The following is a 22563-nucleotide window of genomic DNA, read 5'->3' as shown; positions in this document are numbered from 1 at the left end:
GTTTTAATACACAGCCAAAGCGGTTAAATAAATTGCGTGAGATTATAACAGATGCATATTTTAAAGTATCCAAAATAATCATGAGCTTTGTACTTATGTTTTAAAAAAGGACAGTCAAAGGAAGTGTATTACGTCCAACTATTGAGCATATGAAACGGTAAAATCATAAGGATTTATGCTTGAATCAAGCGGCGTATATGCATGAGTAAAAGTTGGCGACATTCGTTTAGGACGACCTGAAGCAATTTCAATACATGCCCATTTGGTATTTCCAACGAATAATACGGCCTGATCTGATGGGCGGAAAAACACATACTGGCGGAACGAATAAAGTGCGTTAATGTCATCTAACCATGTGCGTAATACAATTTTTTCGCCTTCAAATGCAGCTTTACGATATTGCACATGATGCTCAACCGCGACCATGGCATGTTTTAACTCAAGATATTTAGTTACCCCTACTCCCAAAGTTTCAACATGGGCAGCAGCTACATCTTGCATCCATTGAACATACATTACGTTATTTACGTGTCCTAACGCATCAATGTGATGTGGCTGCACCTCAATATGTAAATCAAAAATACTACTCACAAATGAACACTCTTACTTATTAACCTTAAAACTGAAATTAAGTGTAGGTAGATATCGCTAAACGCTCAAGTTAAATAACAAAAACCACCCATTTTAGGGTGGCTTAGTAATCTGGTTGAAGATTATTGAATACGCAAACCAAGCATCGCACGCTGTCCCTGACGAATAATAGCAACACGTGCTACTGTATTTTTCGGCAAGTTAGAAACAACTTTTGCAAAATCCTGACTATTTAAAATCTGGTTATTATTGACTTGAGTAATCACATCACCCGGAATGATATTTGACAGTGATGCTAAACCACCACGGCGAACATCTTGTACATAAATACCGCCTTTCACGCTCAACGCATTTTTTTCCGGTTCAGCTAAATCACGAATACTCATGCCTAGAACTGGCCCTTTAGATGTAGCACCTTTTGTACCAGTGGCAGGCGTTTCATCTGGTGCAGTTGTTAAGGTCGCTGAAATATTGCGTGTTTTATCATCACGTAATACTTCAAACTGAACAGTTTGGTTTGGCTGTACTTTATTTAATGCGTAGAGTAAATCACTCGTACGAAGTACAGATGCACCATTTAATTTTAAAATCACGTCACCCGCTCTCAGCCCTGCTTTTTGTGCAGGTGAGTTCGGAGAAATTTGAGTAATTAAAGCACCTTCAGGTTTTGGTAATTTGTAGGCATCGGCAAGGTTTCGGTCAATATCTTGCATCATTACACCAAGGTAAGAGCGTGTTACTTTACCTTTTGTTTTAAGCTGGTCTGCAACATCCATGGCTACATCAATCGGAATAGAGAAAGACAAGCCCATATAGCCGCCAGTACCACTAAATATTCGAGAATTTACCCCGACCACTTCACCATTTTGATTAAATAATGGACCACCAGAGTTACCCGGGTTTAAAGCTACATCAGTTTGAATAAACGGCACCGAAGTTTCACCGCTCATGTTTCGTGATTTTGCACTAACAATACCTGCCGAAGCTGAGTAGTCAAAGCCAAACGGCGAACCAATAGCTAAAACAGGTTCTCCGACACGTAAACGATCAACATTTCCTACTCGTAAAGCTGGATAGTTAGTTCCATTGACCTTTAACAAGGCAACATCTGTACGCTCATCACTACCCACCACGGTAGCATCAATTTCACGTCGGTCATTTAAAGTAATACTAATGCGTGAGGCATTTTCAATCACATGGTGGTTAGTAAGTAGGTAACCATCTTTACTAATAAAGAATGCACTTCCATAAGCTGTCTTTTCTTGTGGACCTTGTTGCTGCGGAATGATGACCTGATTGCCAAAGAAACGTTTTAAAATTTCAGGAACTTGCTGCTGCAAAAGTTCATCCTGAGTCATTTTTTTTACGACGTTCACACTTACGACTGCCGGACTAACTTGTTCAACAAGATTTGAAAAATCAACAGCAGCATTTGCTTGAACAGCAGCAACTGTAAATACCGCTGCATACATTCCTTGTTGTAAATAGCGAGATTTCATTCGGTGCTCACCCACAATTGGTCTACGAGAATAAGAATAAAACTGTTGTATCACAACGCTTTGGGATTGTGCGTAACAATATGTTTATTTGTAATACATCATCACAAGGATTATTTTACGCATTGCAACTTTTTAAGCCAATTGCAATTTTTCTCTGAGTTAGAGCGCTTAGGCTCTTGCCTTTTTAGGTAAAAAGGGGTGTCATTAGCGGACGTTTTAAATTGAAGCGAATGGATATGCCTAATTTACAGACAATTCACCACTTTGACGTGATTATTGTGGGCAGCGGCGGCGCTGGTTTAAGTCTGGCTTTATCGTTACCAAATCATTTTAATATTGCAGTTTTAGCCAAAGCTGCTCTAACCGAAGCAAGTACTTTCTATGCTCAAGGTGGCGTTGCTGCTGTTCTTGACGAGACTGACTCTATTCAACAGCACATTAATGACACTATGATTGCAGGCGCTCATTTATGTGAAATGGATGCAGTGCAACATACCGTAGAAGGCGGCCGCCCTTCTGTTGATTTTCTTTTAAAACAAGGCGTGCAATTTACTCTAGATGAGGATGAGCAGCTTCACTTAACTCGCGAAGGTGGTCACTCTCAGCGCCGCATTATCCATTCTGCGGATGCAACAGGTAAAGCTATTTCAACCACTTTGGTTGAACGTGCCAAAGAACGTAAAAATATTACTATTTTTGAAAACTATATTGCGATTGATTTAATCACTTCACATAAATTAGGCCATACCGACCAAGCGAATCGTGCTATTGGTTTATATGCATTAGATGAAAACACTGAAAAGGTTCATACTTTCCTTGCCCCATTTACCGCACTGGCTTGCGGCGGTGCAATGAAAGCTTACCTGTACACATCTAATCCAGATATTGCTACAGGTGACGGTATTGCGATGGCTTACCGTGCAGGTTGTCGTGTAGCGAATATGGAATTTAATCAGTTCCATCCAACTTGTCTCTACCATCCTCAAGCCCGCTCTTTTTTAATTACTGAAGCTATGCGTGGTGAAGGCGCTTACTTGCGCTTGCCGGATGGCGAACGTTTTATGCTACGTTTCGATGATCGTGCAGAATTAGCTCCCCGCGATATTGTGGCACGTACCATTGACCATGAAATCAAGCGTCTCGGTATTCGTCATGTCTGGTTAGACATTACCCATAAATCACCTGAGTTCATTAAAGAGCACTTCCCTACACTTTATGCAAGATTGCTTGAGTTAGGTATCGACATTACCAAAGACATGATTCCAGTGGTGCCGGCAGCTCATTACACTTGTGGCGGTGTGGTGGTTGACTCAAATAGCCAAACCGATATTGAAGGTCTATATGCGATTGGTGAAACGTCATATACGGGCTTACATGGTGCAAACCGTATGGCAAGTAACTCTTTACTTGAGTGCTTCGTTTACGGTATGAGTGCAGCAAAAGATATCGAAAATAAATTTGATGAAAACTTCAAATTACCGGAAGTACCCATTTGGGATGACTCACAAGTAACTAATCCAGATGAAGATGTGGTGATTTTACAAAACTGGGATGAGTTACGTTCGACCATGTGGAACTACGTTGGTATTGTAAGGACTACGAAACGTTTAGAACGTGCTTTACACCGTATTGAAATGTTAAAGCGCGAAATCACTGAATATTATCAAGATTACCGTGTCAGTAAAAACCTGATCGAGCTGCGTAACCTTGTTTTAGTATCTGAAATGATTGTGCGCTGTGCTATGCAACGCAAAGAATCACGTGGTCTGCATTACACACTCGATTATCCGGAAACTTCGAGTGAGATTCGTAAAACGGTTTTAACTCCTCCAAATTTTGCAGTAGAACAGCCCTTAGTTAATACTGATATTTAAGTTGTTCTTCTACAAAAAGCACAGTTCAGACTGTGCTTTTTATTTGCTTTGATCTTTATGATTTAGGTGGGATTGAATAAGTCGCGGTCACATGCGCAACGGGTTCATCCAAACCGACCGAATAAATCCAAACCTCACCCACTACTAAACTCTTTCCTACTTTCATGAGTTTACACTCACTACGTAAGTCTTGATCGCCCGCGGGCTTTCTTAAAAAATTAATATTAAAGTTAGTGGTTACGGCTAAACCAACAAGGCCGATCTCACCTAATATCGCAATATATAAAGCAAAATCTGCCAAAGTCATCATGGTTGGGCCAGATATGGTGCCACCGGGACGTTGGTGTCTTTGATCAACATGATAGTAAACAACTGCAGCTTTTGGGGTGACTGATTCAATCGTGCAATGTTCAAGACTGGGTGGAAATTCCTTTTCAAGAAATGCCACGATTTCTTCTTTTGAACTTTTCATCCTTGTTATTCTTCAATCTATAAAATCATATGTAAGATAGCATAAGAAAATAACAGATCTTTTCTATGACGTTTTAAATCAGAATTAACGTCATTTTTAACCACTCCCATTTTTATAAGAGTGGCTCATTCAATTGCTTATCCTAAATATTGCAATGCCTGTTCGAACACCTGATCAGGACTTTGGGTTGCATCTATTCGCTTAATGCGTTCTGGTTCAGCTTTCCACAAGGTTTCATAGCCTTCACGAACCTTAGTAAAGAAGCTTAACTTTTCTTGTTCAAAACGGTCTAATGCTCCACGCTCACGGGCACGGTTCATACCAAGTTCAATCGGTGCATCTAACCAGAAAGTCACCTCAGGCATGCGCGAAACAAAGTTCTGATTTAAAAGCTGTAATTTATCTTGGCTTAAACCACGACCAGAACATTGATAAGCAAAACTTGCATCAGTAAAACGATCACTTAATACAATTTTGTTAGCGTCTAGAGCCGGCAAAATAACCTGCTGTAAATGTTGAGCACGTGCCGCATAAATAAGCAATAGTTCAGTATCATGACTCATGTTTTCATCATGATTCACTGCTAAAAGCATTGAACGAATTTGTTCAGCTAGCGGCGTCCCACCCGGCTCTCGAGTTAAAACAACTTGTTTGCCTTGTTCTTCAAAATACTGATGAATTTTTCGAATGAGTGTGGTTTTACCTACCCCTTCCGTGCCTTCAAAGCTAATAAACATCTCTTTTCCTTATTTCTTCGATCTCAACACGGATAAATAGTCCTGCACCGCTTGATTATGCGCTTGCAAACTTGCCGTAAATTTATGCCCACCATTACCAGTCGCTACAAAATAGATGTTGTTTGAGTTATCTGGATGTAACGCTGCTTCAATCGCTTTTTGGCTTGGTAAAGCAATTGGAGTTGGAGGCAAACCATTAATGGTATAAGTATTATATGGCGTTGGGGTACGCAGGTCTTCTCGGGTAATATTACCTTTATAGTTATTACCCATACCGTAAATAACAGTAGGATCCGTTTGTAAACGCATACCGAGTTTTAAACGACGGACAAAAACGCCAGAAACTTGTGTAAGTTCACTATCTAAACTTGTTTCTTTCTCAACAATAGAAGCCATAATTAATGCTTCATATTTGTCTTTATAAGGTAAATTCGGCGCGCGTTTTGCCCAAGCTGCATCTAGAGCTTTTATTTGACGATGATATAAATCGGTAAGAATTTTCTTGTCAGTCTCGCCTTTAGCAAAGAAATAAGTATTCGGCGCGAACAAGCCTTCTGGATGATCGTAAGGAATCCCAAGCGCCTTCATAAGCTGATCGTTAGGTAAATCCAATATTGTATTTTTTACATTTTTATCATTTTTAAGTGCAGTAATAAGCTGCTTAAAAGTTGTACCTTCAATGACCAAAACACGGTTCATCTGAGCATTATCAGCATCAGATAACATCTCTAATACTTGTCTTACACTCATCCCTTGTTCAATTTCATACACGCCAGCTTTCATGCTGTCATGAATCATAAACTTTTGATAAAGCTTTAATACGATAGGAAAGCTAATTTTGCCTTCTTTGGCCAAACGATCAATAAAACCAGAATAAGTTTCTCCAGATGTAATCGATAACATCTGTTTTTTTCCTTCAACAGGATAAGCCTTAAACAAGCTTGACCATAAAATGGCAAAAGTAGAGATTAAAACAATAAAAAGGCCAATTAGAACCAATCGCTTAGAAAATTTTGGAGCTTGTTTTTTGTTATTTTTCTTGGCGTTTTTTGCTTTCGCATTCACAGGTGGCTTCGGCATATTAATGAATCTGATTTAAGTTAAGGATATGAAATAAATCTATGCATGCCTGTGTATCTAGCGTTTTTTCGCCTAAATGAGTGACCACTCGCATAGGGTTTAAAGCATTACAAAAGAATAGACTTTGTATTTCAGATACTTCATCTAATTCAATCACACGTACTTCACAGGCAATACCATGGTGCTGCATACGCGCCAGAATTTCTGCCCGCATTACACCGTGGACGCCATTATAACGAAGTTCAGGAGTAATCCATCTATCATTTAAACGAATAAAACAATTACTGCTGATCCCTTCAACAATATAACCTTGTACATCAGTCACTAATGCTTCAGCCCACCCGAGTTGATCTGCTTCTTTTTTTAGCAATACTTGTTCAAGACGGTTTAAAGATTTGAGTCCGACCAAGCTCGGCATGGTTAAACCTAGAGCCTGATTTAAGACACCACACTGGATAGAGTCTGGCAAAAATGGCTCTAAAGCTTTTGGATAAAACCAGATATAAATATCTGCTTCATGATTTGGCAAACTATAACCACGGTCACCTTCACCACGACTAATCACAATTTTTAAAGTGCCGTTGAGCACAAGATTTTGCTTTTGTAATTGCTGTAAGCTTTGTTCTATGAGTTCAAAATTTGCAGTTAAAGACAGTCTTTGACATGCAAGTTTTAGACGCTCCCAGTGTCTTTCTTTAAGCTCAATCTGGTTTTGAAAAACACGAATTGTGGTAAAGCACCCATCACCATAATGAAATGCTCGATCCAATAAAGGAATGGTCTCAACAGGTTGCCCATTTTTAAAACACCACATGTTTGATCACCCTTTCTTAAAAACCGAACAACAAAAACGACACCTTTCATTTAAATAATAAATGATTGATTTTAAAAAATTATACCGATTTCGTATTAACTTTTGAAACTTGTTATATATCAAGATTTAAGAATAGTTTATCTCTTTTTAGTATTTCTATTTTTTTCATATTAAATTCGTTTTTTATTATTTTTTTAGAATAAAGACTAGCGCTATTCTGCGTTCATGTTTTGAACATTTCATATTTTTTGAGGACTTATCTCATGCGTTTTTCTCAATTAAAAGTCGGGGTTATCGCTGCACTTCTTTCTGTTTCATCATATGCAGCTCAAGAGTTTTTAAACGTTTCTTACGATCCAACTCGTGAGTTATATACAGATTTCAACAAACAGTTCGGTACTTATTGGAAACAACGTACGGGTCAAGATATTGAGTTTAAGCAATCACACGGTGGTTCTGGTAAACAGGCGCGTGCGGTTATTGATGGCTTAAATGCAGATGTAGTGACATTGGCACTTGCGGCTGATATCGATGAAATTGCTGAAAAAGCAAAACTACTTCCAACAGACTGGCAGAAAAAACTGCCACAAAACTCAACGCCATATACATCAACGATTGTGTTTTTAGTGCGTAAAGGCAATCCAAAACAAATCAAAGACTGGGCTGATTTAATCAAACCTGGTGTAGAAATTATTACACCAAACCCGAAAACTTCTGGTGGTGCTCGTTGGAATTATCTTGCAGCTTGGGCTTGGGCAAAACATCAACCGGGTGGCAATGATGCAAAAGCACAAGAGTACGTTCGTCAAATTTATAAACACACTAAAGTTCTAGATTCGGGTGCACGTGGTGCAACGACTACTTTTGCTGAGCGTGGTATTGGTGATGTATTGCTAGCTTGGGAAAACGAAGCTCATTTAGCTCTTCGCGAACAACCAGGCAAATTTGAAATTATTACCCCGTCTCTTTCGATCTTAGCAGAGCCTCCAGTTGCAATTGTAGAGAAGAATGCAGCTAAAAAAGGCAACTTAACGATTGCTAAAGGTTATCTCAACTACTTGTACTCACCTGCTGGTCAAGAAATTGCAGCTCGTAACTTCTACCGTCCGCGTAACGCAGCTGTTCTTAAGAAATACAGCAATGTATTTAAGCCATTGAAGCTTGTAACCATCGACAAAGAATTTGGTGGTTGGACAAAAGTGCAAAAACAACACTTTGATAATGGTGGTGTTTTCGATCAAATCGTGAAAATCAATAGTGCAGAGAAGTAATTCTTTGTACTAAAGATAAGGAGAACAGACATGATTCACACTGTAATTGTTCCGGGTGTAGGTGGTAGTGAACATCAACATTGGCAATCTTGGTTGCAGCGTCAACTCGTGTCTAGTTCTCGTGTTGAGCAAAAAAACTGGGATAGACCCGTACTAAGCGAATGGGTTGAACAATTTGTTAAAACAGTTCAAGCAGCACCAGCTCCTGTTCAGATTGTTGCCCATAGTTTTGGATGTTTAACAAGTGTTGCTGCTTTAGCAGAGTATCCAGAATTAAGAAGCCAAGTGAAGAAACTTATTTTAGTCGCGCCAGCAAATCCAGCACGCTTTGGGGAAGCAGGATTTGCTCGTCATAGCTTGACCGACTACAAAGCGTATTTTCATCAATTAAACATTGATGTGCCTGCAACGCTACTCATTAGTGAGAACGATCCTTGGCTTGGTCTTTTTGATGCTTTACAACTTGCAAAATCATGGAAGTTAAATCCAGTGAATCTTGGTGAAGTTGGTCATATTAATGTTGCCTCAGGTTTTGGGCCATTTCCAGATTTACTGAATTATTTGATTCCAGAAGATTCGATGTGTAGTCACTCATCTATCGACCCGGTAAAAACACATTTCTCTTTGAAATTTGCTTAATACCAATCCTTATACCACACCGTTTATCTTTATTTATTCGCTTACTGGTTTCAGCAGGCTTTTCTCTTTGAGGAAATATCATGTCGCAGCGATCCCGAGTGCTGCCAGGGTTTGGTCTATCTTTGGGCTTCACCCTCGCCTATGTGTCTTTTATTGTGCTTATTCCATTAGCCGCGGTCTTCATCAAATCATTTGGAATTGGATGGGACGGATTATGGGAAATTTTAACGTCTGAGCGTATTTTAAAATCGCTTCAACTCAGCTTTAGCTCAGCTTTAATCGCAGCATTTATTAATGTTGTGTTTGGTTTGCTTTTAGCTTGGTGCCTTGTTCGTTATAACTTTCCTGGAAAACGTCTGGTTGATGCTTTGGTCGATTTACCTTTTGCACTTCCAACAGCGGTTGCAGGTATTGCGCTGACCTCACTCTATGCACCTACTGGCTGGATAGGTCAATATCTGGAACCACTTGGTATTCAGGTTGCCTATACACCTATCGGGATTACGCTGGCATTGGTGTTTATTGGTATCCCATTTATTGTAAGAACAGTTCAGCCAGTACTCAGTGATATCGAAACTGAACTTGAGGAAGCGGCTTCCGCACTCGGCGCAAATCGTTGGCAAACCATCACTAAAATTACTTTACCGATCTTACTACCTGCCCTATTTACAGGCTTTGCTTTAGCATTTGCTCGCGGCGTGGGTGAATATGGTTCTGTTATTTTTATTGCTGGCAATCAACCTTTTAAAACAGAGATTGCACCACTCATGATTATTTCTCGTCTTGAGGAATATGACTATGCAGGTGCAACCACAATTGCTGCGGTGATGTTAGTTCTCTCTTTCATTATTTTATTTGCCATTAATTTACTTCAAGTCTGGGCAAACCGTCGTACGGGGAGAAATATCACATGAATCTACATACTGACAGCAATGCGCTTGCCTTGAAGTTGCAATCTCGTGACGCGACACGTGAGCCGACTTGGGTACGTTATACCTTAATTACCATTGCACTGATTTTCTTTCTCAGCTGCCTGATGTTGCCACTTATTTTGGTTTTCGTGGAAGCATTTAAACAGGGACTTGAAGTCTATGTTCAGGCTTTGATTGATCCAGATACATTATCAGCAGTGAAACTAACATTATTAACCGCAGCGATTGCTGTGCCAATTAACGTGATATTTGGCGTTGCCGCAGCTTGGGCCGTTTCTAAATTCCAGTTTAGAGGCAAAGCTATTTTAACGACCATTATTGATATGCCTTTTTCGGTTTCACCTGTTATTGCAGGTTTAATGATTGTACTGATTTTTGGTGCTCAAGGCTGGTTCGGCGGCTGGTTAATGGATAATGACATCAAAATTCTATATGCCGTACCTGCAATTGTTTTAGCGACTATCTTTATTACCGTTCCATTTGTAGCACGTGAGTTAATTCCACTCATGGAAGCTCAAGGAACTGAAGAGGAAGAAGCAGCGATTGTACTTGGTGCATCTGGATGGCAAACCTTTTGGAAGGTCACACTCCCTAACATTAAATGGGGGCTAATTTACGGCGTGATTCTGTGTAATGCCCGCGCAATGGGTGAGTTTGGCGCAGTATCTGTGGTTTCTGGCCACATCCGTGGTGAAACTAATACCCTGCCACTTCATGTCGAAATTTTATATAACGAGTACACCTTTAGCGCAGCCTTTGCCGTGTCCTCATTACTTGCTTTTTTAGCCATATTAACGCTGGTATTGAAAACGTGGTTAGAACTACATCAAGACAAACCACAACCGCATTCAACTGATTCGTAAGGAATGAGATCATGAGTATTCAAGTTAAAAATATTGAAAAACACTTTGGTGCATTCCATGCGCTTAAAAATATTTCCCTAGACTTTCCGGAAGGTGAACTAGTCGCATTACTTGGTCCATCTGGATGCGGTAAAACAACGCTACTTCGTATTATTGCCGGTCTAGAGTCAGCCGATGGTGGTCAAGTGCTACTTGAAGGCGAAGACGCGACTAATGTACATGTGCGTGAGCGTCAGGTTGGCTTTGTATTTCAGCACTATGCTCTATTCCGTCACATGACCGTATTTGACAATATTGCCTTTGGTTTACGTGTTCGCCCTCGTGCAACACGCCCTTCGGAAGCTGAAATTAAAAAACGTGTTACTCGTTTACTTGATCTAGTTCAACTGGGCTTTTTAGCAGACCGCTACCCTGCCCAGCTTTCTGGCGGACAACGTCAGCGTATTGCTTTAGCCCGTGCTTTGGCGGTAGAGCCACGCGTATTATTGCTTGATGAACCATTTGGTGCTTTAGATGCCAAAGTTCGTAAGGAATTACGCCGCTGGTTACGTAACTTACATGATGAATTGCATATCACTTCAATTTTCGTAACTCATGATCAGGAAGAAGCGCTTGAGGTGGCAGACCAGATTATTGTCATGAATAAAGGCAATGTCGAACAGATCGGCTCACCTCGTGAAGTCTACGAAAAACCTGCAACGCCGTTTGTATTTGATTTCTTGGGTCAGGCAAATCGATTTGAAGGTGAACATACGGAAGGTATTATCCGTATCGGCAATGACCGTATTCAATTACCGACAACAGTTGAGGCACCTCAAGGAAAAGTAATTGCTTTTGCCCGTCCAGATGAGTTACATATTCACTCGCAACCGCAAGCGAATACCATTGAAGCGACGTTTGTGCGTGAAATCTGGATTGCTGGAAAAGTAGTGGCCGAATTACAAGACCGTAATGGACGTTTAATTGAAATTGCTCTGAGCAGTGAAGCTGCAAAATTACATGCATTTAAACCTAATCAAACTGTTTGGGTGAGTGCATCTCAATTGCACTTATTTGCAGACCAAGTTGCTTAAGAAATATATTTGGTGAGGAAATATCTTGCGGATTTTTAGACGCTCCTCACCTCTTTTGAGGAAAAGTGTAAATGAACTTTCAACAATTAAGAATTATCCGAGAAACAGTACGCCAAAACTTTAACTTGACGGAAGCATCGGCTGCACTCTACACATCTCAATCAGGTGTAAGTAAACACATCAAAGACTTAGAAGATGAATTAGGTGTTCAACTTTTCGTTCGTAAAGGTAAACGCCTTTTAGGTTTAACTGAACCAGGACAATCACTTCTTAGCATTGTTGAACGCATGTTAGTGGATGCTGAAAATATTAAACGACTTGCTGAAGATTTTAATAAGGTTGACGAAGGAACATTAACGATCGCAACTACGCATACTCAAGCGCGTTATGTCTTGCCTCCGATCGTCAATCAATTTAAAAAATTATTTCCAAAAGTTCATTTGATTTTACAACAAGCTAGCCCCGTCGAAATTTCAGAAATGCTTTTACAAGGCGAAGCGGATATTGGAATTGCAACCGAGTCTTTAACGACTGAAGAAAATCTGGCTAGCATTCCTTACTACCAATGGCAACACAGTATTATTACGCCGCAAAATCATCCTTTAGTGCAGGCAGACAAGATCACTTTAGAACTTTTAGCTGAATACCCACTCATTACTTATCATGGTGGTTTTACAGGTCGATCTAAAATCGATAAAGCCTTTGAAGAAGCCCAACTCGATGCCGATATCGTAATGTCAGCTCTTGATGCCGATGTTATTAAAACCTATGTGGAACTTGGCATGGGTGTGGGTATTGTCAATGATGTGGCTTATGATACAGAACGTGATTATCGCTTAAAGCAAACCAAGACTGATATTTTTGGTGTCAATACGACATGGATTGCGGTTCGCAAAGGCCACTTATTACGCGGTTATGGTTACGAATTTATTTCTTTATGCTCACCTGATGCGGATATTAAAGCGCTTAAGAAAATTGCTTACCCAGACGAATAAAAATTAAAAACAAACAAAAGAGCTTTTTAGCTCTTTTGTTTGTTTTATTAAGTACAAAAAAACGAGCCGTAGCTCGTTTTTTCTTTTGTGATCTTACCAGTAGAAGTTCACACCAACTTTACCAACTGGTAACCACTTGTATTTATCATCATTACGGATTTCATTTTCTTCCTTATCTACTGCATCCTGAGCAGACGTTGGATTCCCATTTACAGGAGCAAGGTTATATTGAGTTAACTGAACTTTTGGATTACCAGTGTAGTAGGCACCTACCTCACCAAATACGCCCCAATTCTTGTTAAATTTTGGAGCAAAACCAAAGCCTACGTAAGGAGCAATATTATTTTCATAATTCATCTTACCCTTTACGCCACCCTCTTGACCTGCAACTGCTTGTTGATAGTTTTTACCATCAATTGATAATGTTTCACCGTTACCAATGCGTTTAGCTAAGTCATAATCATTATCTAGATAAGCAGCACCTGCAGCAACATATAAGCCTTGAGCCCATGGATTAGAGCTAGCACCCCATGGACGAATCTCAGCATTTAAATAGATATTGTTGTTGTCCATATCTAGGTCATATTTAGTACCATTTACAGAAACATCATCTGTCCACGAAATGTCACCACCGTTATAACCTAAAGCTAAGCCCACATATGGATTTGCTTGCCATAATAAAGCACCACCGTAACCAGTTGTACCTACCTCAGCACGCACCCCCACAGGAAGTAATTGTTTTTGATCAAATGCGTAGCTGTCATGAACAACGGCTTCATCTGCCATTGCAGCGCCGGCAGCAAATAAAGCTGTTGTTGTTACTAAAACACGTAATGCTTTCATAGTTTTCTCCTTAAAAAGGCTCTGTTTTTAATTTATTCATCTTGTGACTGAAATCATAATAAAGACAGCTTAGATTCTTTTTTATACAAAAAATGCTAGATTTCTGTTATTTTTTGATACAAATTGAGTTAAATTTTTATTTTCAAATCATTTTTGTGTAAAAAACACTTGATTATCTAATAAGCTTATTCCGATTTACCTCATTTATATCACCAATTAAACCTAACACGTTTTTTGAAAGATTCTTGTCACAAATTAGTGTAAAATCTTTAAAATTTTTTATGGAAGGAAGATCATGTCTCAGCTTTCTACGATCATTGAGCAAGCATTTGAAGACCGCGCAAATTTTACTGCAGCAGATTGTTCAAGCGAAATTCGCCAAGCTGTTGAAGAAGCAATTGCTGGTTTAGATAACGGTACACTTCGAGTTGCTGAAAAAATCAATGGTGAATGGGTTGTTCATCAATGGTTAAAAAAAGCTGTTTTATTATCATTTAAACTAAATGACAATAAACCAATCGAGTCATGTGATCTTCGTTTCTACGACAAAGTTGAAACTAAATTCTCTGGTTGGACTGAAGAGCAATTTAAAGCAGCAGGCGTTCGTGTTGTTCCTCCAGCTGTAGCACGCCGTGGTAGCTTCCAAGCTAAAAACGTGGTGTTAATGCCATCTTATGTAAACATTGGTGCTTATGTAGATGAAGGCACAATGGTTGATACATGGGCAACTGTAGGTTCATGTGCTCAAATCGGTAAAAATGTTCACTTATCTGGTGGTGTAGGTATTGGCGGTGTTTTAGAGCCATTACAAGCAAACCCAACTATTATTGAAGACAACTGCTTTATCGGTGCACGTTCAGAAATCGTTGAAGGTGTTATTGTTGAAGAAGGCTCAGTCATTTCAATGGGCGTTTTCATTGGTCAATCAACTAAAATTTATGACCGCGAAACTGGTGAAATCCATTATGGTCGTGTACCAGCAGGTTCAGTTGTAGTTTCAGGCAGCTTGCCATCTAAATGTGGTACTTACAGCCTATATGCTGCGATCATCGTGAAAAAAGTTGATGCGCAAACGCGTGCCAAAACAAGCTTAAACGATTTGTTACGTGCTGACTAATTTGTTATAACTCTCTTGCGGAGCTTTAATCGCTCCCCATCTCTACGATCCCACTGATCGTAGAGATTTTATTTTTTATATAGTGTGGTATTTCTAGAATGGCTTCCTTACGTTCCTCTGCAATTCCTGTCTCAGACCCTGCGTCCGGTTTACGCATTACCGAGATTTTTTACTCGTTGCAGGGTGAAGCAAACGCCTCTGGCCTACCGACTGTATTCATTCGTCTAACGGGCTGTCCATTACGTTGTAGCTATTGCGATACCACTTATTCTTTTGAAGGTGGCGAACGTTTTTCACTTGAACATATCATTGAAACAGCCAAGCAGTATCAAACACCTTATATTTGTGTGACGGGTGGTGAACCTCTCGCACAGCCAAACTGTTTGATTTTATTACAACGTTTATGTGAAGCAGGTTTTGACGTTTCCTTAGAAACCAGTGGTGCACTTGATGTATCGAAAGTAGACTCTCGTGTTTCTAAAGTTCTTGATTTAAAAACTCCAACTTCTGGTGAGGAACATCGTAATCTCATCAGCAATCTTGATCATTTAACGTTGCATGACCAAATTAAATTCGTCATTTGCAACCGTGAAGACTATGAATGGTCAAAGCAACAAGTTGAAAAATATCAACTGCATAAAAAAGTCAGTACCGTTTGGTTCTCCCCTGCCTTTGCAGTTGAAAAAGGTGCTGTAGGCCTGCCACGTTTAGCACGTGATCTGGCACAGTGGATACTTGATGATAAATTATCGGTTCGTTTCCAACTTCAGTTACATAAACTGCTTTGGAATGATGAATCAGGTCGTTAATCACTCAATAAAATAAATTATTCCGAATATGGAGAAAAATATGCGCTCTCGTGCCATTGTTTTACTTTCAGGCGGCTTAGACTCAACCACTTGCCTAGCTTGGGCACAAGCGCGCTATGAATGTATTGCTATTAGTTTTATGTATGGTCAACGCTCAACCACGGAACTTGATGCTGCAAAAGCTTTAGCTCAGCATTCGGGTGTTGAACATCGTGTAATTAATATTGATCTGGCTAATTTAGGTGGATCTGCACTTACAGATCACAACATTGCCGTACCAGAACAGTTACAAGAAGGTATTCCTGTAACTTATGTACCAGCGCGTAACACTATTTTCCTCTCATATGCTTTAGCAGCGGCCGAAGTATTTAATGCTGAAGCAATTGTTATTGGCATCAATGCTGTTGATTATTCAGGATATCCTGACTGTCGTCCTGAATTTATTGATGCTTTTGCCAATATGGCTCGTTTAGCAACTAAAGCTGGCGTAGAAGGAAAACCACTTAAGTTTGAAACACCCCTGTTACATTTATCCAAAGCGAATATCATACGTTTAGGTATTGAACATGGCGTAGACTATAGTCAAACGGTATCTTGCTACCAAGCAGATGCTCAAGGACGTGCGTGTGGCAAATGTGACAGTTGCCGTTTGCGTAAAGAAGGCTTTAAAGAGGCTGGTGTTGCCGACCCAACACGCTATATACCGTAATAAGTAGGTAAAATTTATGAAGTTGTTAAAATCAAATCTTATTCTTTCATCTTTGTTCTCAACTGTAGCTCTTATGGCTGGTGCAGCTCACGCTGCTGAAAACCCAGTTCAAGCAGCATATAAAAGTACTAACGTTAAAGGCGCATTAGTTAATGTTTGTAAAGAACAAACAGCTAAAGGCGGCAAGTTAAGTTCATCTGAAGTTAGCAAATTCTGTAGCTGCCAAGTTGAAGCACAAGGTAAAGTGACTGAAGCACAAAAATGGGAAATCCAAAGTGCAATCAATGCGAAGAAGAGCCCAAGTTCTCTAGGATTTGTACAACAACAAAACCGTGATCTTAAAGCATGTTTCGGTCCTCAGTTAACAACTAAACTTGAAAAATTAACTGAAGAAGCTATGAAAGCAGCTCAACAACAAGCTCCTAAAAAATAAGAGTTTAATGTTCCAAATTAAGCCTGCATTTATGCAGGCTTTTTTGTAGCTCTGTTAAAATGACACCACTTTTGAACAATTCTTTTGAAGTAAGCCATGCAAGAACAGTGGAAAACGAATGCTAACCATAAAAGGTCTATTGTTTCATTTAGTGGGGGCAAAGACAGTTCGCTAGCGCTCTACCATGCCATGCAGACTGGCGAAGTGCTGGGATTGATTGTAATGCTAGAAGAACAAGGTCAACGTTCTCGTTCTCATGCTATGCCACTTGATATTATTCAAGCACAAGCTCAAGCAATCGGCTTGCCAGTGTTTATGGCTTCATCAAGTTGGAATGATTATGAAGTGAAGTTTATTGAATTACTCATTCAGGCAAAGCAACAAGAAGCTGAAGTACTGGTTACAGGTGATCTTGATATGCCTGAACATGGCTGTTGGCATGATCGAGTAACGCAACAAGTGGGGCTTCAATTAGGTATGCCTCTTTGGCTACGCCCACATCGTGAAGTTGTTGAAGAATTCATTACACTTGGATTCAAAAGTGTCATTGTTACTGTGAATCTAAAACTAGGGATGAAGGTCGAGGATTTAGGTAAAATCTTAACTTTAGAATATATTCAAGAACTTGAAAACCGTGGCATTGATGCATGTGGTGAGGGCGGTGAATTTCATACGACTGTAGTTGATGGGCCAATTTTTAACAAAGCAATTCCTGTAAGAAAACTCAATATTGTTTATCATGAGGAATATGCTTTTTTACCACTTGAATTAGCTCAAATTTAACTTTTAAAGGATAAGAAATGTCTGAGAATATTCAACTGCCAAATCAGGTGTTCCCTACCACACACGGTGAAGTGAACTTGACCGAAGTCGAAAATGAATGGTTAATCATCTACTTCTATCCTAAAGACTCAACACCAGGGTGTACAACACAAGCAGTTGGTTTTTCTTGTTTGAAAGATCAATTTGAAGCTTTAGGTGCCCGCATTATCGGTGTTTCACGTGATTCAGTGAAAGCCCATCAAAATTTTACAGATAAGCAAGCACTTACTATTGATCTGATTAGTGATAAGGAAGAAGTTCTTTGTCATCATTTTGATGTGATTAAAGAAAAGAATATGTATGGAAAAAAAGTAATGGGTATTGAACGTTCTACTTTTATTTTCCATAACAAAGAATTGGTTAAAAGCTACCGTAAAGTTAAGGCTGCTGGACACGCAGAACAAGTTTTAGAAGACCTAAAATCTCTGCAAACAGCTTAATAAATTCAACCAACAAAAAGCGAGTTTAATACTCGCTTTTTTAGTGCAAAGCATTACCGAATAATTTTAGTTTGGCGTATGATAAAGATATTAGAATAATTAGTTTAAGGCATTGATATGAGTTCACTCAAAACTTGCTCTTTACTGCCTGCCATTCTCTTTATTGGTGCATGTAGTGCAAATACATTAGCCATACCAACTGACACCAGCACATCACTTGCTCAAATTCAGAAAAATTCAAAAGAAATAAGCTGCCAAGATTTACAAAACCCAGCCTACCAACAAGCTGTACTCAAAAAAATTAATCAAATCCGTCAGCAATCACGCCAATGTGGTCGACAATATTTTTCTGCAACCAGACCACTAAGTTGGAGCAATAATTTATATAAAGGTGCACTTTCTCATAGTGAAGATATGGCTACACATAATTTTCTTGGCCATGTTGGCTCCACTGGCCTAGACTTAAAATCACGCTTAAAACTTTACAATACACTCGGTAAAGCCAATGGTGAAAATGTCGCTAGTGGACAGAAAACATTAGATGAAGTGATGTCTAGATGGCTATCGAGTCCCTTACATTGTAGTAACCTCATGAATCCTAAATTTACAACTTACGCAATTGCTTGTGCTTCTGATCAATCAGCAAAACAAAAGAGCTATTGGACGCAACAATTTGGTACACGTTAAAAGGAAAAAAGATGCAATCAGGTTCGATCACACCTATTTTAAGAATTTTTGATGTTGAATTAGCTCAATCATTCTATCTTGATTTCTTAGGCTTTCAGCTTGATTGGCAACACCAATTTGAAGAAAATTTCCCCCTATATTTACAGATTTCTAAAGACGATTGCGTCATCCATCTATCTGAGCATTTTGGTGATGCGAGTCCCCATAGTGCAATCCGTATTTATTGGGAACATATCTATGAGTTACACAGTGAACTAAGCCAAAAAGATTATAAATTCTCTAAGCCTCAGGTTGAAAAAACAGATTGGGAGACTCTCGAACTCAGCATCGCCGATCCTTTTTCAAACCGAATTATTTTTTGGGCAGATGCTTAATCTATATTCACTATTCACTTACTCAAAATCATCTAAATTAGAGCGATCATCTTCTTTAAATCGTTGTTGCAGTTGTTGATAAATACGTGTTTTTTTAAACTCATCTAAAAATTGAATAGTACCTATAGGGAAAAATTCCGTTTGGATTTCACCACGATAATAAGCTTCACGCATTGGCGTCGCTGAAATTGAGTCTTTTAGGCTATCGAGTTCGACCATCGTCCATTCTGGAAATAATCTTAAATAATAAGATGACTCATCCTTAAAGTGCCCTATTAGACCAATTTTTGAGTTTGGTTCAATCACGCCATTGACTAAAGATTTGACCTGTTTTACCCACTTTTCATCATTATAGACATCGACCACATGCACAAATCGAATACGTTTTTGCTCATCTGGTGAAAAATTAGATAAAATCATTTGCTCTCGTTCAACTGCAAGAAACGGATTTTTAATATTACGTTCCATTTGAGCAGAACCTAATGCCAAAATCACATAACGACTTTGTTGTAAGGCAATTTCAATTGTCTGCATATGAGCCAAATGAAATGGTTGAAAACGCCCTATAAAAACGAGATAGTCAAATTTATACATAATTAGATTTTCACTTTTTATGAACTCACCAGTTACCCGCATTACAGAAAATATGCGCCATAATGAGAACCTAAAAATTAACAACTTGGTTTAAAGCAAGGATAGTACGATGACACTTAGCTGTATTCAACAACCTCATCAACATTTACACGCAAATTTAGAAGGTGGCGTACTCACCTTAGCCATAAATCGTCCAGAAGCAAAAAATGCATTATATGGCGAACTTTACTTATGGATTGCTCAAGCACTTGATGAAGCTGACCAAGACAAAGATGTACGAGTAGTTGTTCTACGTGGTGCCGAACATGACTTTACCGCTGGTAATGACATGAAAGATTTTATGGGTTTTGTACAAAATCCTAATGCAGGCCCAGCAGGTCAAGTTCCTCCGTTTGTACTTCTTAAATCTGCTGCCAGATTATCGAAGCCGCTCATTATCGCAGTAAAAGGTGTGGCTATTGGTATTGGTGTTACGATTTTATTACATGCAGATTTAGTCTTTGCTGACAACACTGCCCTTTTCCAAATTCCATTTGTTAGCCTTGGCCTTTCTCCAGAAGGTGGTGCTAGTCAATTACTTATTCAACAAGCTGGCTATCATAAAGCAGCTGAACTTCTATTTACTGCGAAAAAATTTAATGCAGAAACCGCAGTACAAGCAGGTTTAGTGAATGAAGTCGTTGAAGATGTTTATGCGACCACTCAGGCAACTGCTCAACATTTAGCAGCTTTACCGCTTGCATCGTTAAAGCAAACAAAAGCATTGATGAAGCATAATCTAGACCAAATTATCGAATGTATTGATCATGAAGCTGAAATCTTTATGCAGCGAGTTCAGTCCCCAGAAATGCTAGAGGCTGTACAGGCATTTATGCAAAAACGTAAACCAGATTTCTCACAGTTTAATTAAAATCAATTTCTATGATTTGAATAAACTCAAAGGCAGGCTCTTCGTAAGGATGGCTTGCTTTTAATGCTTTCGCTACAGCCTTTGCATTTTCTTCAATTACAATAGTTTCAACCCGCCACTCATCCACTTGTTCAAGCTCACCCACTTCTCCGATGTAAGGATCTGCACCGTTGACTGGTTTAAACTGCCCGATTCCTTTTACTTGCCATGCACAGTGTTCATAATTACCGATTCCACCCGCACCAGCAGAAAAGATGGCTTGTTTAGTCGACTCAAGATGTGAATCAGGCACGTAATAAATCAGCTTTAACATGAGTAGAATGACTCCTGACTATTGAACTAGCTTAAATCATACCTTTAAAAAAGCTTTAGAATCAAAGTCAGCTCATCATTACTAGATAATTTGCTCCAATAAAAAGGATTTGAATGGCAAGTGCCAAGCCAAATAAACGCCAGCCCTTATCTTTGGTATACATTGTTCTTATGTGATACTTATTTTTCATCATTTTGATCTCCGATTTTTATCGTTGTTACAGAGAAAGCAAAAACTGATCCAATTTTAAACAAACTATAAAGTGTTAAATAGTCGAATGTCTATAGGCTTATAATTTTTCTAAAATGCTTAAAAGAGCTATCCTCATTTATAGATAGCTTTTATTTTCAACAAAATTTTAAAATTCAGTGTGCTAGGTGCATCTTTAGAATTTTAAGCATTCGATTTCTTTAAATATCTATTCTCATATATGGTCATAGCAAAAGCCAAACCACATAAAATAACGAAGCCAGCAGTCATTGGAATTAATGTACCGTTATATAATTGTCCAATAATAGAGGCTAGAATAAGTGACAAAACAGAAGAAGCTGCACCAATAATAGCCGAAGCCATACCAGCAACATGTCCCATAGGTTCCATTGCAATCGCGTTTAAATTACCAAATAGAGTTCCAAATAATAAGAACAAAATACAGGCATAAAGCATAAACATCCAGAATGAAACAGCCACGCCTAAAAGTTGAATTCCTAAGAAAACCAAAGAAATTAAGCATAAACCCAAAAAGCCATAAATACAGATTGGACGCATACCGAACTTCATCACAATTTTAGAGTTGGTAAATGAAGCGACTCCCATTACACCTGCAAGCACAGCAAAATAAGCACTAAACTCTTGCCCCGTTTTACCAAACTGCTGCATAAAAATTTGTTGAGAAGTTCCCAAATAACCAATAAATCCACCAAAACAAAAACCTGCACATAGCAAATAACTCATGGTGGTTTTATTACTTACGACCTCTTTAAATCCCTCTTGAAAAGCTTGCAAGCGCATAGGTAAACGATTTTCAGGAAGTAGCGTCTCTTCTAGTCGTAATGCTACCCATGCTCCAACGACTGTGGCATAGACCATGTATAAAACAAAAATTTCACGCCAGCCAAAGAAATGAATAATGAGCTGCCCCAAACTTGGTGCAATTGCTGGAGCAACCATAAACACCATCATAATTAAGGACATAATACGTGCCATTTGTGCGCCACTGTATTTATCGCGCACAATTGAAATAGAAGCTACGTAAGGACCAGATACTCCAATTCCTTGAATAAAGCGGCCAACTAAAAACCATTCAAAACTTTGTGTGGTAAAGCACAATAAACTTCCCAAAAAATAAATAATAATTCCTGCAAATAAAATGCGTTTACGTCCGATCGCATCAGATAGAGGCCCTGCAATGAGTTGCCCTATCGTCATGCCAGAAAAAATACCAATGATGACCCATTGCGTCTGATTATTATTCTTTAAGTCAAAAACTCGTCCAATCTCACCTAAAGCTGGTAAAACTGCATCTATTGAAAAAGATACAATAGACATGAGTAATGCCATCAGTAGTGCAAACTCACGGAAGTGGATTTTTGATTTCATTTTTCTTCTCTACTATTTATTCTATTTAGATTGTACTACATACAAATAAGCCACCTGTCGGTGGCTTATTTCA

Annotated in this window: 27 protein-coding genes; 16 read left to right on the top strand and 11 right to left on the bottom strand. The window is 39.0% G+C overall.

Translation table 11 applies throughout. The annotated features are described in order from the left end of the window. Window positions 1-138 precede the first annotated feature (138 nt). Both F931_RS04705 and degP read right to left on the bottom strand, forming a co-directional pair. Entirely contained in the window at window positions 139-591 is a 453-nt protein-coding gene (locus F931_RS04705; protein WP_016140289.1) for an acyl-CoA thioesterase, read from the bottom strand. A 122-nt stretch (window positions 592-713) separates the two neighbouring features. Further along, window positions 714-2090, bottom strand: coding sequence for a Do family serine endopeptidase (gene degP, locus F931_RS04700; RefSeq protein WP_016140288.1), 1377 nt, complete (start codon window positions 2088-2090; stop codon window positions 714-716). Window positions 2091-2320: 230 nt separating this feature from the next. Here degP and nadB point away from each other — a divergent pair, with 230 nt between their 5' ends. Continuing rightward, on the top strand, window positions 2321-3964 hold the full coding sequence (nadB, locus tag F931_RS04695; RefSeq protein ID WP_025470253.1) for an L-aspartate oxidase: 1644 nt from the start codon (window positions 2321-2323) through the stop codon (window positions 3962-3964). Window positions 3965-4019: 55 nt separating this feature from the next. On the opposite strand, the gene F931_RS04690 is transcribed toward nadB, so the two are convergent. The 4 genes from F931_RS04690 to pabC all read right to left on the bottom strand — a co-directional run bounded on the left by F931_RS04690 (window position 4020) and on the right by pabC (window position 7067). After that, complete coding sequence (locus tag F931_RS04690; protein WP_016140286.1) at window positions 4020-4436, bottom strand: PaaI family thioesterase; 417 nt, start codon at window positions 4434-4436, stop codon at window positions 4020-4022. 137 nt (window positions 4437-4573) lie between these two features. Continuing rightward, entirely contained in the window at window positions 4574-5173 is a 600-nt protein-coding gene (gene tmk / locus F931_RS04685) for a dTMP kinase (protein WP_016140285.1), read from the bottom strand. Window positions 5174-5182: 9 nt separating this feature from the next. Further along, complete coding sequence (mltG, locus tag F931_RS04680; protein WP_016140284.1) at window positions 5183-6253, bottom strand: endolytic transglycosylase MltG; 1071 nt, start codon at window positions 6251-6253, stop codon at window positions 5183-5185. A gap of 1 nt (window position 6254) precedes the next feature. Continuing rightward, window positions 6255-7067 carry an aminodeoxychorismate lyase gene (gene pabC / locus F931_RS04675; RefSeq protein WP_016140283.1) on the bottom strand — a complete coding sequence of 271 codons (813 nt, stop codon included), beginning with the start codon at window positions 7065-7067 and terminating at the stop codon, window positions 6255-6257. 263 nt (window positions 7068-7330) lie between these two features. Between pabC and cysP the strand changes: the two genes are divergently transcribed. From cysP to gltC, 6 genes are all read left to right on the top strand, one after another. After that, on the top strand, window positions 7331-8338 hold the full coding sequence (cysP, locus tag F931_RS04670; RefSeq protein ID WP_016140282.1) for a sulfate ABC transporter substrate-binding protein: 1008 nt from the start codon (window positions 7331-7333) through the stop codon (window positions 8336-8338). Between the two features lie 30 nt (window positions 8339-8368). Next, window positions 8369-8977, top strand: coding sequence for an RBBP9/YdeN family alpha/beta hydrolase (locus F931_RS04665; RefSeq protein WP_016140281.1), 609 nt, complete (start codon window positions 8369-8371; stop codon window positions 8975-8977). Window positions 8978-9057: 80 nt separating this feature from the next. Beyond that, window positions 9058-9891, top strand: coding sequence for a sulfate ABC transporter permease subunit CysT (cysT, locus tag F931_RS04660; protein ID WP_016140280.1), 834 nt, complete (start codon window positions 9058-9060; stop codon window positions 9889-9891). Continuing rightward, on the top strand, window positions 9888-10772 hold the full coding sequence (gene cysW / locus F931_RS04655) for a sulfate ABC transporter permease subunit CysW (protein WP_016140279.1): 885 nt from the start codon (window positions 9888-9890) through the stop codon (window positions 10770-10772). The genes cysT and cysW overlap by 4 nt, the downstream gene beginning before the upstream one ends. Before the next feature lie 11 nt (window positions 10773-10783). Next, window positions 10784-11845 (top strand): sulfate/molybdate ABC transporter ATP-binding protein, encoded by a 1062-nt coding sequence (gene cysA / locus F931_RS04650; protein WP_016140278.1) that lies wholly within the window; start codon window positions 10784-10786, stop codon window positions 11843-11845. 71 nt (window positions 11846-11916) lie between these two features. Then, window positions 11917-12840 (top strand): CysB family HTH-type transcriptional regulator, encoded by a 924-nt coding sequence (gene gltC / locus F931_RS04645; RefSeq protein WP_016140277.1) that lies wholly within the window; start codon window positions 11917-11919, stop codon window positions 12838-12840. A 93-nt stretch (window positions 12841-12933) separates the two neighbouring features. On the opposite strand, the gene carO is transcribed toward gltC, so the two are convergent. After that, a complete protein-coding gene (carO, locus tag F931_RS04640; RefSeq protein ID WP_016140276.1) occupies window positions 12934-13683 on the bottom strand; it encodes an ornithine uptake porin CarO type 1 in 750 nt (249 codons plus the stop codon). Between the two features lie 295 nt (window positions 13684-13978). On the opposite strand from carO, the gene dapD reads away from it, so the two are divergent. From dapD to F931_RS04600, 8 genes are all read left to right on the top strand, one after another. After that, on the top strand, window positions 13979-14800 hold the full coding sequence (gene dapD / locus F931_RS04635; RefSeq protein ID WP_016140275.1) for a 2,3,4,5-tetrahydropyridine-2,6-dicarboxylate N-succinyltransferase: 822 nt from the start codon (window positions 13979-13981) through the stop codon (window positions 14798-14800). 98 nt (window positions 14801-14898) lie between these two features. Continuing rightward, window positions 14899-15609: a 7-carboxy-7-deazaguanine synthase QueE gene (gene queE, locus F931_RS04630; RefSeq protein WP_016140274.1), complete on the top strand. Its 711-nt coding sequence runs from the start codon at window positions 14899-14901 to the stop codon at window positions 15607-15609. A 40-nt stretch (window positions 15610-15649) separates the two neighbouring features. Next, window positions 15650-16318 (top strand): 7-cyano-7-deazaguanine synthase QueC, encoded by a 669-nt coding sequence (queC, locus tag F931_RS04625; RefSeq protein WP_016140273.1) that lies wholly within the window; start codon window positions 15650-15652, stop codon window positions 16316-16318. Between the two features lie 16 nt (window positions 16319-16334). Then, the gene (locus tag F931_RS04620) at window positions 16335-16751 is read left to right on the top strand and encodes a hypothetical protein (RefSeq protein ID WP_016140272.1); all 417 of its coding nucleotides are present in this window, start codon (window positions 16335-16337) and stop codon (window positions 16749-16751) included. A gap of 96 nt (window positions 16752-16847) precedes the next feature. Then, window positions 16848-17534: a Dph6-related ATP pyrophosphatase gene (locus F931_RS04615; RefSeq protein WP_016140271.1), complete on the top strand. Its 687-nt coding sequence runs from the start codon at window positions 16848-16850 to the stop codon at window positions 17532-17534. A 17-nt stretch (window positions 17535-17551) separates the two neighbouring features. After that, window positions 17552-18013, top strand: coding sequence for a peroxiredoxin (bcp, locus tag F931_RS04610; RefSeq protein WP_016140270.1), 462 nt, complete (start codon window positions 17552-17554; stop codon window positions 18011-18013). Window positions 18014-18130: 117 nt separating this feature from the next. After that, window positions 18131-18700, top strand: a complete 570-nt coding sequence (locus F931_RS04605) for a CAP domain-containing protein (protein ID WP_016140269.1) — start codon at window positions 18131-18133, stop codon at window positions 18698-18700. 11 nt (window positions 18701-18711) lie between these two features. Further along, window positions 18712-19074 carry a glyoxalase superfamily protein gene (locus tag F931_RS04600; RefSeq protein ID WP_016140268.1) on the top strand — a complete coding sequence of 121 codons (363 nt, stop codon included), beginning with the start codon at window positions 18712-18714 and terminating at the stop codon, window positions 19072-19074. Window positions 19075-19092: 18 nt separating this feature from the next. Here the strand turns inward: F931_RS04600 and F931_RS04595 are convergent, their stop codons facing one another. Beyond that, a complete protein-coding gene (locus F931_RS04595; protein ID WP_080649570.1) occupies window positions 19093-19668 on the bottom strand; it encodes a nicotinate-nicotinamide nucleotide adenylyltransferase in 576 nt (191 codons plus the stop codon). Between the two features lie 109 nt (window positions 19669-19777). Between F931_RS04595 and F931_RS04590 the strand changes: the two genes are divergently transcribed. Continuing rightward, a complete protein-coding gene (locus F931_RS04590; RefSeq protein WP_016140266.1) occupies window positions 19778-20578 on the top strand; it encodes an enoyl-CoA hydratase in 801 nt (266 codons plus the stop codon). On the opposite strand, the gene F931_RS04585 is transcribed toward F931_RS04590, so the two are convergent. From F931_RS04585 to F931_RS04575, 3 genes are all read right to left on the bottom strand, one after another. After that, window positions 20571-20891 (bottom strand): YqfO family protein, encoded by a 321-nt coding sequence (locus tag F931_RS04585; protein WP_016140265.1) that lies wholly within the window; start codon window positions 20889-20891, stop codon window positions 20571-20573. The two genes, F931_RS04590 and F931_RS04585, sit on opposite strands and share 8 nt — an antisense overlap. A gap of 67 nt (window positions 20892-20958) precedes the next feature. Further along, window positions 20959-21084 (bottom strand): KGW motif small protein, encoded by a 126-nt coding sequence (locus tag F931_RS22645; protein ID WP_002118600.1) that lies wholly within the window; start codon window positions 21082-21084, stop codon window positions 20959-20961. 200 nt (window positions 21085-21284) lie between these two features. Then, window positions 21285-22490 (bottom strand): multidrug effflux MFS transporter, encoded by a 1206-nt coding sequence (locus tag F931_RS04575; RefSeq protein ID WP_016140264.1) that lies wholly within the window; start codon window positions 22488-22490, stop codon window positions 21285-21287. Window positions 22491-22563: the final 73 nt, after the last annotated feature.

The organism is Acinetobacter pittii ANC 4050 (genome assembly GCF_000399685.1).
GTDB classification, from domain to species: domain Bacteria; phylum Pseudomonadota; class Gammaproteobacteria; order Pseudomonadales; family Moraxellaceae; genus Acinetobacter; species Acinetobacter pittii_E.
This window is presented reverse-complemented; position numbering and strand designations above follow the sequence as displayed.